This window comes from Nocardioides campestrisoli (assembly GCF_013624435.2).
Classification (GTDB): Bacteria; Actinomycetota; Actinomycetes; order Propionibacteriales; family Nocardioidaceae; genus Nocardioides; species Nocardioides campestrisoli.
In genome coordinates this window covers 1,985,207-1,999,945 of the sequence record NZ_CP061768.1, presented here as the reverse complement: position 1 = coordinate 1,999,945, position 14,739 = coordinate 1,985,207, and the positions used below count along the sequence as shown (strand labels likewise).

Genomic DNA, 14,739 nt, shown 5'->3' with positions numbered 1-14,739 from the left:
GCGCCATCCGGGCGGGCACAGAGGCCTTCGACCCGTCGCCGCGTGACGTTGGGGTCTTGCCCCGAGCCCACCCGCGAAGGGGCACGGGGGTCAGCCCAGGAACTGGTCCGGCGTCACCGGGATGGACCGGACCCGGACCCCGGTGGCGTGGTACGTCGCGTTGGCGACGGCCGCCGCGGTCCCGACGATGCCGATCTCCCCGATCCCCCGTGACCCCATCGGGTTGAAGGCCTCGTCGGACTCCTCCAGCCACTCGGCCTCGATGCCGAGCACGTCCGCGTGGGAGGCCACGTGGTAGGCGGCCAGGTCCTGGGTGACCACGTGCCCGAACCGCGGGTCCCGGTAGGACTCCTCGTGCAGGGCCGCGGAGAGCCCCATCACCAGTCCCCCGAGCAGCTGGGAACGCGCGGTCGTCGGGTTGATCACCCGCCCCACCGAGTAGACCCCCAGCAGCCGGGGCACCCGGATCTCCCCGGTCCAGCGGTGCACCCGGGCCTCGGCGAAGACGGCTCCGAAGGAGTGGAACGCGTACTTCTCGCCCTTCGGGTTGTCCGCCGCGGCCGCGGTCGTCTCCGCGCCCGCCGCCGGTGCGGCGCCGTGCTCCTGGCGGAACCGCTGCGCGGCCGCCACGATCGCGGTCCCCCACGAGCTCGTCCCGGAGGAGCCACCGGCCACCGACGCGGCCGGGAGCCGGGTGTCGGCGATCGCCAGGTCGATGCAGTCCGGCGGGACGCCGAGGGAGTCCGCGGCGATCTGGGTGAGCACGGTGCGCGCCCCGGTGCCGATGTCCACGGCACCGATGGAGACCCCGTAACGCCCCTCCCCCAGCGCCCGCACCCGGGCCGCGTTGCCCGGCATCCGGCCCGCCGGGTAGGTCGCCGAGGCGACCCCGGTCCCCACCCACCAGTCGCCGTCCCGGGTCGCCCGGGGGCCGGCGGGACGCTGGGACCAGCCGAAGCGGTCGGCGCCGCGACGCAGGCAGTCGGTCAGCCGCCGGTCGTTGAACGGCTTGCCGGTCTCCGGGTCCAGCTCGGGCTCGTTGCGCACGCGCAGCTCGACCGGGTCGAGTCCGCAGGCCACGGCGAGCTCGTCCATCGCCACCTCGTGGGCGTACATCCCCGGCATCTCGCCGGGCGCCCGCATCCAGGACGGCACCGCGACGTCGAGGACCGCGAGCCGGTGGCTGGTGCGGCGGTTCGCCGCGGCGTACATCATCCGGGTGGGCGAGGCGGTCTGCTCGGCGTACTCCCGCAGCGTGGAGGTCTGCTCCTGCACCCGGTGCTCGATCGCGGTCAGCCGGCCGTCCCGGTCGGCTGCGAGCCGCAGGTGCGAGATGGTCGCGGTCCGGTATCCCGTCAGGGCGAACATCTGCTGGCGGGTGACCGCCAGGCGCACCGGACGCCCCTGCGTCGTCCGGGCGGCGAGGGCCGCGGCCATCACGTGCGCGTGCGCCTCGCCCTTGCTGCCGAACCCGCCGCCCACGTACGGCGCCTGGACCCGCACCTGGTCTGCCTCGAGCCCCAGCATCGGGGCGAGTGCCTGGACCACCCCGTGCACCCCCTGGGTCGAGTCCACCAGCGAGAGCACCTCGGCACCCTCGCCGGCCTCCCGCCACGAGGCCAGCGTGGCGTGCGGCTCCAGCGGGTTGTTGTGCTCGTAGGCGGTGCGGTAGGTCTGCGAGACGACGACCGGGGCCGCGGCGATCGCCGCGTCCACGTCGCCTTCGTCGGTGTCGGTCTCCATGTCGGGGTTGACCGACTCGGGCCGGTGGGTGGCGTTGTCCTCGCGCAGCTCGGCCTCGTGGGCCTCCACGTCGTAGGTCACCTCCACCAGGGCAGCGCCCTCGCGCGCCGCCTCGCTGCTCTCGGCCAGCACGACGCCGACGATCTGGCCGCGGAAGTGCACCCCCGGGTCCTGGAGGATGGCGAGCTCGGCGTTCTCGGTGTCCGCGAGCCGGGGGGCGTTGGTGTGGTCGAGCACCGAGACCACCCCCGGATGCGCGAGCGCCGGCCCGGCGGCCAGCGCGCGGACGCGGCCCTTCGCCACGGTCGACTGGACCAGCCAGGCGTGCAGCAGGTCCTCGGGTGCGTGCTCCGCGGCGTACTGAGCTCGTCCGGTGACCTTCTCCACGCCGTCGACCCGCTCGAGCGGGGTGCCGACCGCGCGCGGAACCAGCGGCTCAGGGCGCTGCTCGGGGGGATCCTGCGTCTGTGTCATCGGTCCTCCCCGGCCAGGCTCAGGAGCGTGTGGATGGTCAGGTTGCGCACCAGGGGCACCTTGAAGGCCGACTCCTCCGCCACCCGGGCGGCTGCCAGCTCCTGCTCGGCCGCCTCGCGCACGGTCTCCTCGTCGAGCGTCCGCCCGAGGAGCGCGGCCTCGGCCCGCGCGGCCCGCCAGGGCTTGTGGGCCACCCCGCCCCAGGCCAGCCGGACCTCCCGGACCACCCCGTCCTCGACCACCAGGCCGGCCGCCACGGAGGCGAGCGCGAACGCGTACGACGCCCGGTCCCGCGCCTTGAGGTAGGTCGAGCGCACGGCGACGGCCTGCTCGGGCAGCTCGACCGCGATGATCAGCTCGCCGTGCGCCAGGGTCGTGTCGAGCTCCGGCTGGTCCCCCGGCAGCCGGTGCAGCTCACCGAGGGGAAGCCGACGCTCGCCCTCTGGACCCAGCACCACGACGGTGGCGTCGAGAGCGGCAAGGGCGACCGCGAGGTCCGAGGGGTGGGTGGCCACGCAGGACTCGCTCGCACCCAGCACCGCCTGGTAGCGCCCGTACCCGCCGATCGCGGAGCAGCCGCTTCCGGGCTCGCGCTTGTTGCACGGCGTGGTCACGTCCTGGAAGTAGACGCACCGGGTGCGCTGGAGCAGGTTGCCGCCCGTGGTCGCCTGGTGCCGCAGCTGGCCCGAGGCGCCCGAGAGCAGCGCCCGGGAGACCGCAGGGTATGACGTCCGGACCTCCGGGTGGGCGGCCAGGTCACTGTTCCGCACGTTCGCGCCGATCCGCAGGCCGCGGCCGTGCTCGTCGTCGTAGGCCTCCACCCGGTCCAGCGGCAGCCGGCTCACGTCGACCAGCCGCTCCGGGGTCGCGACCCGGAGCTTGAGGTGGTCGACCAGGTTCGTCCCGCCGGCGAGGAACCTCGCCCCCGGGTCACCCGCCACCAGCGCGACGGCCTCCTCGGGACTCTCGGCGCGGACGTAGTCGAAGGGCTTCATGCGCCCGCCCCCGTGGTCGGCTCCGTGGTCGGCTCCTGGGGCCGGGCGACGTCCCGGACGGCGTCGAGGATTCCTCGGTAGGCGCCGCACCGGCACAGGTTGCCGCTCATCCGCTCGCGGATCTCGTCGTCGGTCAGCTCGACGTCGGCGGCCAGGTCCTCGGTGACGTGACTGGGGTGTCCCTGTCCCGCCTCCTCCAGCATGCCGACCGCGGAGCAGATCTGCCCTGGCGTGCAGTACCCGCACTGGAGACCGTCGCGGTCCAGGAACGCCCGTTGCACGGGGTGCAGCGCCTGCTCGACAGCCACGCTCCCCGGCATCGAGTCCGCCCGCGCTGCCAGTCGCCCCAGCCCCTCGGCGGTGACCACCTCGGCCCCGTCGTGGGCCACGGCCAGCGTGAGGCACGTCAGGTGGCGGCGTCCGTCGAGGAGCACCGTGCAGGAGCCGCACTGCCCGTGGTCGCAGCCCTTCTTGGGCGAGGTCACGCCCACGCGTTCACGCAGAGCGTCCAGCAAGGTGGTCCGCACGTCGACCGCCACCGTGTGCTCGGTGCCGTCGACCCGGAGTCGGAGGGTCGCGTCCATGGCCACCGCGTACCCACGGCCACCTCAGGCCACACAGCTCAGCCGCGAGACGTCCCTGAACGCACGCGCTAACGTGCCGACAACGGCTCGCCAGGAGGTCCCGATGCTCGACCCGAGGTCTGCCGGCGGGGCCGACCAGGAACCGCCGCCGGAGGCTCCCGTCGCGTGGGTGCTGCACGTCGACATGGACCAGTTCCTGGCCGCGGTCGAGCTGCTCCGGCGACCGGAGCTGGCCGGGCTCCCCCTGGTGGTGGGCGGACGCGGTGACCCCACGGAACGCGCCGTGGTCTCGACCGCCTCCTACGAGGCCCGCGAGCACGGCATCCGCTCCGGCATGCCGCTGCGCACCGCACGCAAACGCTGCCCCGAGGCGGTCTTCCTGCCCGTCGACCGGCCGGTCTACGAGGCGGCCTCGGACGTGGTGATGGAGACCCTGCGGTCCTACCCCGGTGCCGTGGTGGAGGTGCTCGGCTGGGACGAGGCGTTCGTCGGGCTCCGCACGAGCGACCCCGAGGCCACCGCCCGCGAGCTCCAGGCGGGGGTGCTGAGAGCGACCGGGCTGCACTGCTCGGTGGGGATCGGCGACACCCTGCTGCGGGCCAAGATCGCCACCGACTTCGGCAAGCCCCGCGGCACCTTCCGGCTGGTCGAGGAGAACTGGTTCGAGGTGATGGGAGACCGACCTCCCACCGCGCTCTGGGGGGTGGGCCCACGGATCGGGTCGCGCCTGGCCGCGCTGGGCATCACCACCGTGCGGGAGCTGGCGCAGGCCCCGGTGGACCTGCTGGTGGCCGAGTTCGGCCCACGGATGGGACCCCACTACCTCCAGGTGGGCCAGGGGCGGGGCAGGTCCGTCGTGGACGACACCCCCTGGGTCCCCCGGGCGCACGGCCGCGAGACGACCTACCAGCAGGACCTGGTCACACCCGAGGAGGTCGCCGCCGCGATCCGGGTCCTGGCCGGCCAGGTCGTCGCGGACATCCGGGCCGAGGGCCGCGCGTGCGCCCGGGTCGGGCTCAAGGTCCGGTTCGTGCCGTTCTTCACCACCACCAGGATGCGCAAGCTCACCGAGCCCACGTACGACGCCGAGACGATCGCGCGGACCGCGCTGGCCCTGCTGGCCGACCTGGACGACGACCGGCCGATCCGGCTGCTCGGCGTCCGGGCGGAGATGGTGCCGCCCGCGGAGTGACCGGTCCCCGCCCGGGCTGCCTCGTCGCACGGACCCCACCGTCGCCGAGGTGACTCAGACGGGGCGCGGTACCGCCCCCAGGGGCATCGTGCCGAGCAGATCCTTGAGGCCCCGCGCCAGCGCGGGAGGCCCTTGCACGGTGAGCTCGTCCGCCCGCTCGGCGTCCCGCCAGGCACGGTCGCCCCGCCACAGCTCGACCATCGTCCGCAGTGACGTGAGCACGACCAGGTCGACGTCGAAGCCCGGGTCGACGTCGCACGCGTCGACCTCGCCCGACCCCACGCACAGCCACCAGCGGGCCGCCCGCGCGGGCACGTCGTGGAACCGGAACTCCACCACCGTCCGTCCAGGCGGCCACCGGGAGGCCGTCACTGTGCGCTTGACGTCCCACATGAGCAGGTGCGGGTCGAGGTCCTCGGCGCCGAGCTGGCCGATCCACCGCATCCCCCACGCGCCGAGCCCCTCGACGACCGGGCGCAGCTCCTCGCCGCACGAGGTCAGCCGGTAGCTGCCGCGGCCGTGCTCGTCCACCAGCCGGTCGACGACACCGACCCGTTCGAGGGTGCGCAGCCGGGTGGCCAGCAGCGCCGAGGACATCTTGGGGTTGCCCCGGCGCAGCTCGTTGAACCGCGTGCTCCCCGCGAGCAGCTCGCGCACCACCAGCAGGGTCCACCGCTCGTCGAGGATCTCCATCGCCTTGGCGACCGGGCAGAACTGGCCGTAGGACGTCATGATGCCTCCCGCTGCGTGGGCGCTCTCCCCGCTCCTCACAGTAGACCCCTGAACCCGCCCGGGGGCCGCCCGTCGACGGGGCCCTGTGCCAGCGGACGCGGTTCAGATCTGGAACTGGAGCCGCGCGGTGTCCCCGCGCAGGCTGGTCGGGACGACGCCGGAGGTCGGCGTCGACCCACCGGACGGAGGCACCACCATGTCAACGGACTCACACACCTCGACGAGCTCGACACCCGCCGCGACCCAGGAGCTGAAGCAGCGGCACCGGGCGATGTGGGCACTCGGCGACTACCCCTCGGTGGCCGCCGAGGTGATCGGGAGCCTCGGACAGACCCTGGTCGACGCCGTCGGGATCCGACCCGGGGAGCGCGTCCTCGACGTCGCCGCGGGCTCGGGGAACGCCTCCCTGCCGGCGGCACGGGCGGGCGCGGAGGTCGTGGCCAGCGACCTCACGCCGGAGCTGCTCGAGGTGGGGCGTCGCCTGGCCGCTGCGGACGGCCTCGAGCTCGCCTGGGACGAGGGCGACGCCGAGGACCTGCCGTACCCGGACGCGTCGTTCGACGTCGTCCTGTCCTGCGTCGGCGTGATGTTCGCGCCCTTCCACGAGCGCAGCGCGTCGGAGCTGCTGCGGGTCCTGCGCCCCGGTGGACGGGTCGGGCTGATCTCGTGGACGCCCGAGGGCTTCATCGGGCAGATGTTCGCCACGATGAGGCCTTTCGCCCCCGCTCCGCCACCGGGGGCGACGCCTCCTGTGCGCTGGGGGGACGAGACCCACCTGCGCCACCTCCTGGGCGACGCGGTCGAGTGGGACGCCGTACGCCGCGACCGGCTGGGGGTGGACACCTTCGACCGGGCGGAGGCGTTCCGCGACTTCTTCAAGGAGCGCTACGGCCCGACGGTGGCCGCCTACCGGTCGATCGCCGACGAACCGGAGCGGGTGCAGGCTCTCGACGACGCGCTGGCCGGCCTCGCCGGCGAGCACCTGACCCCTGAGGGGACCATGGACTGGGAGTACCTGGTGGCGACGGGGCGCCGCACTCACGACTGAGGCTGCCCTTACGCCCGACCGGCGAGACAGCCCAATGGTCCCCCGGGACCAGGGACGGAGTGCTCTGACGCGGCCGGCGGCGACCCGCGCACGGTGGTGGTGACCCCTTCACCGCAGGGACGAGGAGACCGATGTCCACCGTGGCCGAGTCCACCCCGTATCCGGTCCGGGTCGAGGCGACCCTCGACCCGAACCTCAGCCGAGGACTCTGGCTGGTCAAGTGGCTCCTGCTGGTGCCGCACCTGGTCGTCCTGGCGTTCCTGTGGTGCGCCGCCGCGGTGTGCACCGTGCTGGCCTTCTTCAGCATCCTGATCACCGCGCACTACCCGCGGGTGCTCTTCGACTTCAACGTCGGAGTCATGCGCTGGACCTGGCGGGTCTCCTTCTACTCCTACAACGCGCTGGGCACCGACCGATACCCGCCGTTCAGCCTGCAGGACGTCCCCGACTACCCCGCCCACCTGAGCGTCGACTACCCGCCGCGTCTCTCCCGCGGGCTGGTGCTGGTCAAGTGGTGGCTGCTGGCCATCCCGCACTACCTCGTGCTCGGACTCCTGCTCGGCGGCGGTGGCTACGCGGTGAGCGGGAGCGACGGGGTGGGCCTCGCCGGTTCCCTGGGGCTGATCGGCCTGCTGGTCCTGTTCGCGGGGGTGGCCCTGCTCTGCACCCGGCGCTACCCCCCGCGGCTCTTCGACCTCGTCCTGGGCCTGGACCGCTGGTGGCTGCGGGTCTCGGCGTACACCGCCCTGATGACGGACCGCTATCCTCCCTTCCAGCTCGACCAGGGTGGCCAGGAGCCGCTCGCGGAGACCACCCGGGACGCGGCGCTGCCTGAGGGGCCGGGCCACGGGCGGTCGGTCTGGTCCGGCGGGCGGGTGACCACGCTGGTGGTGGGGTCCGTGCTGGTGTTCAGCGCCCTGGGCCTGCTGGTCGTGGGCCTGCTCGGGGCTGTGCTGGACCAGGAAGAACGCGACGCCGACGGGTTCTTCATGACCCCGTCGCTGGCCCTGAGCACCGACTCGTACGCCATCGCCTCCGAGCGGCTCGACCTGCACACCGAGTCCGCCACCGACGTGGTGCCCGACCAGCTCCTGGGAGACGTCCGGCTGCGGGCCGACCCGCGGAGCAGCGAGCAGGTCTTCATCGGCATCGGCCCGACCTCGGCCGTCCGTGACTACCTCAGCGGCGTCGGGCACGTCGTCCTGGTGGACCTGCGCGACGGAGACCCCGTCTACCGCACCAGCCCGCGGGAGACACCCGGCAGTGCACCCGCGGAGGCACCAGGTCTGCAGGACTTCTGGGCGGCCAGCGCCAGCGGAGGGCAGGACACCACGCTGACCTGGACCCCCGAGGACGGCGAGTGGACCGCCGTGGTGATGAATGCGGATGCGGCCCCCGGGGTGGCCGCGCGGGTCTCGGTGGGCACCAAGCTGCCCGCTCTCCAGGTCGTGCTCGGCACCCTGCTGCTGCTGGCCGGGGCGCTCTTCGTGGTGGGCGCGCTGCTGGTGCTGCTCGCGATCCTCTCCGCGGCCCGAGCCGACCGGGCCGCGAGGAGCAGGTCGTGAAAGCAGCGGTCGTCCCGGCGCTGGGGGCGCCACTGCAGATCCGCGACGTCCCGGTGCCCGAGCCCGGCCCCGGTCAGGTGCTGGTCCGTATCGAGACCTGCGGCCTGTGCCACACCGACATCCACGCGGCCCGGGGCGAGTGGCCGGTGAAGCCCAAGATCCCGCTGATCCCCGGGCACGAGGGGGTCGGCGTCGTGGTCTCCGTGGGGCCTCCCCTCGGCGATCACGAGCCACCGGTCCGGCTCGGACAGCGGGTGGCGCTGCCCTGGCTCGGGCACGCGTGCGGGATGTGCCGCTACTGCATCGACGGCTGGGAGACCTACTGCACGGCACCGGAGTACACCGGCTACACCATGGACGGCAGCTACGCGGAGTATGCGGTTGCCTACGCCAACCACGTCGTCCCCGTGCCGCACGGCGTCACCTCGATGGACGCCTCGCCGCTGACCTGCGCCGGGGTGACGACCTACAAGGCGCTCAAGGTCGCCGAGCCGCAACCCGACGAGACGGTGATGGTGGTCGGCGTCGGAGGACTCGGGCACCTCGGTCTCCAGTACGCCCGGGTCTTCGGCGCGCGGACCGTGGCGGTCGACATGTACGACGCCAAGCTCCAGCTCGCCGCCGATCTCGGAGCCGACCACGTGGTCGACGCGCGCGGGGACCAGCAGGCGGCGCTGGCCGCGCTCGGCGGCGTCGACGTAGCCCTGGTCACCGTGCCCTCGACGCACGCCATGCGGGCCGCCCACGCGGCGCTCAACCCCCGCGGCCGGATGGTCCTGGTCGGCATCCCGGCGGACAACCGGCTCGAGCTCCCGGTCTTCGAGACGGTGCTGCGCGGCAGGTCGGTGCTGGGCTCCCTGGTGGGCACCCGCAACGACCTGGCCGACGTCTTCGACCTGCACGCCCGCGGCCTGACTCGGGTGATCACCGCGGCCCGGCGGCTCGAGGACGTCAACGCCTGCTTCGACGAGGTGCTCGCCGGCAAGGTACCGGCCCGCCTGGTCTTCCAGATGTGACCGCTCGGCGGCCCACGTCTCAGGACTGCGGCCCGCTGGACCGCCCCCGGGCCCTGGTCCTGGTCCTGAGCACGAGCTTGCGCAGCTCCTCGACCCACAGCACCGAGGACGCGACCGCGACCGCGATCCCCCACTGGGCGAGCGTCAGGTCGGTGGTGTCGAACGGTCCCCGACCGGCTTCGAGGTGGACCACCGCGACCTGGAGCACCACGATCACCACCAGCGCTGCCCACAGTCTCGCGTTGGTGGCCGTGTAGCGGCTGAACACCGACTTCGTGGCGTCCCGGACGTTGAGCAGGTTGAAGACCTGGAACAGCACGAACGTGGTGAACGCGAGCGTGCCCGTGACGGTCGGCTCTCCCGCGACCGCCTCGTCGGGACCCAGCAGCAGGACGCCGAGGGTGCCGACGGCCATCACCACCGCAGCCAGCATGATCCGCGCCATCCGGGTGCGGGTCAGGATCGGCTCGCCGACCCGTCGCGGCGGTCGTCGCATGACCCCTTCGTCGGGCCGGTCGAAGCCGAGCGTCATCGCCGGCGGTCCGTCCATGATGATGTTGACCCACAGCACCTGCAGGGGGGTGAACGGCGCACCCGAGGCGATGCCGAACGAGGCGGCCCCGAGGAAGACCAGCACGAAGCCCCAGGCCGTGGCGATCTGGAAGCGGACGAACTTCACCACGTTGGCGTAGATGCCCCGCCCCTCCCGCACGGCCGCGATGATGGTGGCGAAGTTGTCGTCGGTCAGGATCATCCGGGCAGCGCCCTTGGAGACCTCCGTGCCGGTGATCCCCATCGCGATCCCGATGTCGGCCTGCTTCAGCGCCGGGGCGTCGTTGACCCCGTCCCCGGTCATCGCGACCACGGAGCCGTCGGCGCGCAGGGCATCCACCATCCGGATCTTGTGCTCGGGACTCACCCGCGCCAGGACGGCGACGTGCTGCGCCCGAGCCGTCAGCTCCTGGTCGTCGAGCCGGTCCAGGTCGGCCCCGGAGAGCGCCTCCCCCTCCAGTCCGAGGTCCCGGGCGATCGCCGAGGCGGTCACGACGTGGTCCCCGGTGATCATGTGCACGCTGATCCCGGCCCGGTGCGCGTCGGCGATCGCGTCGCGCGCCTCGGGCCGGGGTGGGTCCACGATCCCCACGCAGCCCAGGAAGGTCAGTCCCTGCACCGCCTGGTCGAGCTCTGCCGGCGACGACTCCCGCGCCCGGGCCAGCTCGTCGTCGTCGAGGCCGCGGGCCGCGACCGCCAGCACCCGCAACCCCCGCTCCCCCAGGTCGTCGACGACCCGTCCGACCTCCTCCCGGAGCCGGTCGTCCAGCGCTCGTGCCCCGCCGGGAGCGTCCACCTCGCGGGAGCGGGCGAGCAGGACGTCGGGGGCCCCCTTGACGTACATCCGGGCGGCACCGGGACCGTCCCACCCGTCCTCCGAGCCGGCGGCCCAGCGCGCCGTCGGCGAGGCGGGGTCCACCGCGTCCACGGCGTGCACGGTGGCCATGTACTTGCGGTCGGAGTCGAAGGGGACCTCCGCGGCTCGTGGCACGTCCCGCCGGGCTGCCGCCACATCCAGCCCGCCCTTGGCGGCCAGCACCACCAGGGCCCCCTCCGTCGGGTCCCCCACCAGCACGGCGTCGTCGACCACCGCGTCGCTGGCCAGAGCCATCGCCAGCAGGGCCTCGCGCAGGTCCGGGGCCGGCTCCGGCCCTTCGGCGGAGATCTCCCCGTCCGCGGCGTACCCGTGCCCGGAGACCTGGAAGCCGCGCAGGTCGACGTAGAGCTCTCGGGCGGTCATCTCGTTGAGGGTGAGCGTGCCCGTCTTGTCCGTGGCCACGTGCCGGGTCGCGCCCAGGGTCTCCACCGAGGACAGGTCCTTGAGGATCGCTCCGCGGCGCGCCAGCCGGTTGGCGCCCATCGCCAGCGTGAAGGCCACCACCGCGGTGAGTCCCTCGGGGATGGTGGCCACGGCGAGCGCCACGGCGCTCAGGCCCAGCTCCTCCAGCGGCGCCCCGCGGGCCAGGCCGGCGAGGAAGACCACCCCGACCACGACGCCCGCGATGATGCTCAGGGTCCGGGCCAGGCCGGCGATCTGCCGCTGCAGCGGCGTCGTCTCCTGTCCCGCCGACTCCAGCAGGTCTGCCACCCGGCCGATCTCGGTCCGCGGGCCGGTGGCGCAGACCACCAGCACGCCGCGACCTCGTGTCACCGCCGTGGTCATGTACGCCGTTCCCGGCCGGTCCCCGAGTCCGGCGTCGCGGGCGGCCTTCGCCTCCGCCCGCTTGGTGACCGGGCTGGACTCCCCCGTCAGGGCGGCCTCCTGGACCTCCATCCCGGCCGTCTCGACCAGGCGTCCGTCGGCGGGTACGACGTCACCGGCCTCGAGCAGGACGACGTCGCCGGGCACCAGGTCAGCCGCGTCGACCACCTGGAGCCGTCCGTCGCGGCGTACCCGCGCGCGCACCACGGTGAGGTCCTGGAGGGCCTGGAGGCTGTGCTGGGCCCGCCGTTCCTGGGCGAGGTTGAGCACGGCGTTGACCACCACCACCACGAGGATCACGATCGGCGTCTCGAGCTCCCGGGAGACGACCGCACTGACGACCGCCGCGAGGATCAGCACGAGCGTCATCGGCTCGACGAGCAGCCCGACGACCTTGCGCCACAGCGGCACGGGAGGTGTCTCGCGCAGCGCGTTGGGTCCCCGCTCGTCGAGCCGTCGGGCCGCCTCCGCCTCGCTCAGCCCGACCGCGGGGTCCACCTCGAGCTCGACAGCGACGTCCCCGGCGTCCTGGCTGTGCCAGCCGGCGACGTCGGCGCTCCTCGTGGTGGGCGGCTGCGCCGGGTCAGTGCTCATCGTCCAGGGCGCGCGGCTCGGCGGTCGTGCTCGGCGACCCCGCAGGGCCCGGGGCGGCTCCGGGGTGCCAGGCCCAGTCCCGCACCGACGGCATGTCCTCCCCGTGCCGGCGGGTCCACTCGCGGGCCTGGCGCCGGGTGTCGACCATCAGCTGGCGCAGGGAGGCGGCGCGCTGTCCCAGCCCGGGCACCCGGTCGATCACGTCCACGACCAGGTGGAACCGGTCCAGGTCGTTGAGCATCACCATGTCGAAGGGCGTGGTGGTGGTGCCCTCCTCCTTGTAGCCCCGCACGTGGAAGTTCCGGTGGTTGGTGCGCCGGTAGATCAGCCGGTGGATGAGCCAGGGGTAGCCGTGGTAGGCGAAGACCACCGGGCGGTCGGCGGTGAAGACGCTGTCGAAGGTGGGGTCGGTGACGCCGTGCGGGTGCTCGGTCGGGTCCTGCAAGCGCATCAGGTCCACCACGTTGACGAACCGGACGCGCAGCTGCGGCAGGTGCTCGCGCAGGATGCTGGCGGCGGCCAGCGCCTCGACGGTCGGCACGTCGCCGGCGCTGGCGAGGACGACCTCGGGGTCCTCGCTCTCGTGCGAGGCCCACTCCCAGATGCCCAGACCCCGGGCGCAGTGCAGGTCCGACTCGTCCCCGGTGAGCCAGTCGAAGGTCGGCTGCTTGCCCGTGACCACCACGTTCACGTAGTGCGAGCTGTCCAGGCAGTGCCGCATGGTGGAGAGCAGCGTGTTGGTGTCCGGCGGGAGGTAGATGCGGACGACCTCGGACTTCTTGTTCACCACGTGGTCGATGAATCCCGGGTCCTGGTGGGAGAACCCGTTGTGGTCCTGGCGCCACACGTGCGAGGTGAGCAGGTAGTTGAGCGAGGCGATCGGCGGACGCCACTCGATCGAACGCGTCGTCTTGAGCCACTTCGCGTGCTGGTTGACCATCGAGTCGACGATGTGGATGAACGCCTCGTAGCAGTTGAAGAACCCGTGCCGGCCCGTCAGCAGGTACCCCTCGAGCCAGCCCTGGCACTGGTGCTCGGAGAGCATCTCCACCACCCGGCCCGAGCGGCCCAGGTGCTGGTCGAGGGGCAGCAGGTCGCCCTCGAAGACCTTGTCGGTGACCTGGTAGACGGCCCCGAGCCGGTTGGAGGCGGTCTCGTCGGGCGCGAAGATCCGGAAGTTGTCCGGGTTCTGGTGGACCACGTCGACCAGGTACTCCCCGAAGACGCGGGTGGCCTCGTGGACCGACGCGCCGGGAGCCCGGACCTCGACCGCGTGCGTGCGGAAGTCCGGCAGGTGCAGGGGTCGCCGCAGCAACCCGCCGTTGGCGTGCGGGTTGTCGCTCATCCGGCGGGTGCCGCGCGGTGCCAGCGCCCGTAGCTCGGGAACCAGCCGACCCTCCTCGGTGAAGAGCTCCTCGGGGCGGTAGGAGCTGAGCCACTCCTCCAGCAGCAGCCGGTGGGCCGCGTTCTGCCGGGTCTCGGCCAGCGGCACCTGGTGGGAGCGCCACGTCCCCTCGACCTGGACGCCGTCCACCTCCCGGGGACCGGTCCAGCCCTTGGGGGTGACGAGCAGGATCATCGGCCAGGGCCGCCGCTCGAGGTCGCCCTCCTCCCGTGCCAGCCGCCAGATGTCGAGGATCCGGTCGTGCGCGACCTCGAGCGCCGCGGCCAGCTGGCGGTGCACGTCCGCGGGGTCGTCGCCCTCCACGGTGATGACCTCGTGCCCGTAGCCCTCGAGCAGGCTCAGCAGCTCGGGCCGCGAGATCCGCGCCGGCACCGTGGGGTTGGCGATCTTCCAGCCGTTGAGGTGCAGGACCGGGAGCACGGCCCCGTCGTGCACCGGGTCGACGAACTTGTTGCCGTGCCAGGAGGTGGCCAGCGGACCCGTCTCGAACTCCCCGTCGCCGACCACGGCGGCGACCACCAGGTCCGGGTTGTCCATGGCCGCGCCGTACGCGTGGGAGAGCACGTAGCCCAGCTCCCCGCCCTCGTGGATCGAGCCCGGGGTCTCGGGGGCCACGTGGCTGGGGACCCCGCCGGGGAAGGAGAACTGGCGGAAGAACCGGCGCAGGCCGTCGGCGTCCGGTCCGACCTGGGGATAGACCTCGGAGTAGGTGCCCTCCAGCCAGCTGCTCGCCAGCACCGCAGGACCACCGTGCCCGGGGCCGGCGAGGAAGATCGCGTTCACGTCCCGGGTGCGGATGAGCCGGTTGAGGTGGGTCCACAGCAGGGTCAGCCCCGGCGTGGTCCCCCAGTGGCCCAGCAGCCTGGGCTTGATGTCGTCGGGCTCCAGCGGGCGGCGCAGCAGGGGGTTGTCGAGGAGGTAGATCTGCCCCACCGAGAGGTAGTTCGCCGCTCGCCACCAGGCGTCCAGGAGCCGCACCTCCTCCTTGCCGAGGACGGAGACGGTCGGGTCGTGCGCGGCTTCGGTCACGGGTGTTTCCCCAGGGGTAGGCGGGTCTCAGGCCAGGATCACCCCCTGCGGCCCCGAGGTCGACGGGCCTTGGTCCCGGCCCGCTCGGGACCCCTCGTGCGTTACGTT

10 protein-coding genes are annotated in these 14,739 nt (G+C 73.2%); 4 read left to right on the top strand and 6 right to left on the bottom strand.

Annotated elements, in window-relative coordinates; genetic code table 11:
• Positions 1-90 precede the first annotated feature (90 nt).
• From H8838_RS09480 to H8838_RS09470, 3 genes are read right to left on the bottom strand one after another with little or no spacing between them, the layout of a single operon-like run.
• Complete coding sequence (locus H8838_RS09480) at positions 91-2,217, bottom strand: xanthine dehydrogenase family protein molybdopterin-binding subunit (protein WP_185996218.1); 2,127 nt, start codon at positions 2,215-2,217, stop codon at positions 91-93.
• Positions 2,214-3,212, bottom strand: a complete 999-nt coding sequence (locus H8838_RS09475) for an FAD binding domain-containing protein (protein ID WP_185996219.1) — start codon at positions 3,210-3,212, stop codon at positions 2,214-2,216. Before H8838_RS09475 ends, H8838_RS09480 begins: the two co-directional genes overlap by 4 nt.
• Complete coding sequence (locus H8838_RS09470) at positions 3,209-3,796, bottom strand: 2Fe-2S iron-sulfur cluster-binding protein (protein WP_185996220.1); 588 nt, start codon at positions 3,794-3,796, stop codon at positions 3,209-3,211. Before H8838_RS09470 ends, H8838_RS09475 begins: the two co-directional genes overlap by 4 nt.
• A 103-nt stretch (positions 3,797-3,899) precedes the next feature.
• Between H8838_RS09470 and H8838_RS09465 the strand changes: the two genes are divergently transcribed.
• On the top strand, positions 3,900-4,988 hold the full coding sequence (locus tag H8838_RS09465) for a DNA polymerase IV (RefSeq protein WP_185996221.1): 1,089 nt from the start codon (positions 3,900-3,902) through the stop codon (positions 4,986-4,988).
• A gap of 54 nt (positions 4,989-5,042) precedes the next feature.
• On the opposite strand, the gene H8838_RS09460 is transcribed toward H8838_RS09465, so the two are convergent.
• Positions 5,043-5,720 (bottom strand): winged helix-turn-helix transcriptional regulator, encoded by a 678-nt coding sequence (locus H8838_RS09460; protein ID WP_185996222.1) that lies wholly within the window; start codon positions 5,718-5,720, stop codon positions 5,043-5,045.
• A gap of 196 nt (positions 5,721-5,916) precedes the next feature.
• Between H8838_RS09460 and H8838_RS09455 the strand changes: the two genes are divergently transcribed.
• The 3 genes from H8838_RS09455 to H8838_RS09445 all read left to right on the top strand — a co-directional run bounded on the left by H8838_RS09455 (position 5,917) and on the right by H8838_RS09445 (position 9,349).
• Positions 5,917-6,768, top strand: a complete 852-nt coding sequence (locus tag H8838_RS09455; RefSeq protein ID WP_181310928.1) for a class I SAM-dependent methyltransferase — start codon at positions 5,917-5,919, stop codon at positions 6,766-6,768.
• A gap of 131 nt (positions 6,769-6,899) precedes the next feature.
• Complete coding sequence (locus H8838_RS09450; RefSeq protein ID WP_185996223.1) at positions 6,900-8,333, top strand: DUF4389 domain-containing protein; 1,434 nt, start codon at positions 6,900-6,902, stop codon at positions 8,331-8,333.
• Positions 8,330-9,349 (top strand): alcohol dehydrogenase catalytic domain-containing protein, encoded by a 1,020-nt coding sequence (locus H8838_RS09445; protein ID WP_181310926.1) that lies wholly within the window; start codon positions 8,330-8,332, stop codon positions 9,347-9,349. Before H8838_RS09450 ends, H8838_RS09445 begins: the two co-directional genes overlap by 4 nt.
• A 19-nt stretch (positions 9,350-9,368) precedes the next feature.
• On the opposite strand, the gene H8838_RS09440 is transcribed toward H8838_RS09445, so the two are convergent.
• Positions 9,369-12,197 (bottom strand): cation-translocating P-type ATPase, encoded by a 2,829-nt coding sequence (locus tag H8838_RS09440; RefSeq protein WP_185996224.1) that lies wholly within the window; start codon positions 12,195-12,197, stop codon positions 9,369-9,371.
• Positions 12,187-14,631: a phosphoketolase family protein gene (locus H8838_RS09435; protein ID WP_185996225.1), complete on the bottom strand. Its 2,445-nt coding sequence runs from the start codon at positions 14,629-14,631 to the stop codon at positions 12,187-12,189. Before H8838_RS09435 ends, H8838_RS09440 begins: the two co-directional genes overlap by 11 nt.
• Positions 14,632-14,739 lie beyond the last annotated feature (108 nt).

What these genes read in the sequence shown, in the direction of transcription:
- H8838_RS09480 (WP_185996218.1), bottom strand. Translation starts at nt 2,217, where the DNA reads ATGACACAGACGCAGGATCCCCCCGAGCAGCGCCCTGAGCCGCTGGTT.
- H8838_RS09475 (WP_185996219.1), bottom strand. Translation starts at nt 3,212, where the DNA reads ATGAAGCCCTTCGACTACGTCCGCGCCGAGAGTCCCGAGGAGGCCGTC.
- H8838_RS09470 (WP_185996220.1), bottom strand. Translation starts at nt 3,796, where the DNA reads ATGGACGCGACCCTCCGACTCCGGGTCGACGGCACCGAGCACACGGTG.
- H8838_RS09465 (WP_185996221.1), top strand. Translation starts at nt 3,900, where the DNA reads ATGCTCGACCCGAGGTCTGCCGGCGGGGCCGACCAGGAACCGCCGCCG.
- H8838_RS09460 (WP_185996222.1), bottom strand. Translation starts at nt 5,720, where the DNA reads ATGACGTCCTACGGCCAGTTCTGCCCGGTCGCCAAGGCGATGGAGATC.
- H8838_RS09455 (WP_181310928.1), top strand. Translation starts at nt 5,917, where the DNA reads ATGTCAACGGACTCACACACCTCGACGAGCTCGACACCCGCCGCGACC.
- H8838_RS09450 (WP_185996223.1), top strand. Translation starts at nt 6,900, where the DNA reads ATGTCCACCGTGGCCGAGTCCACCCCGTATCCGGTCCGGGTCGAGGCG.
- H8838_RS09440 (WP_185996224.1), bottom strand. Translation starts at nt 12,197, where the DNA reads ATGAGCACTGACCCGGCGCAGCCGCCCACCACGAGGAGCGCCGACGTC.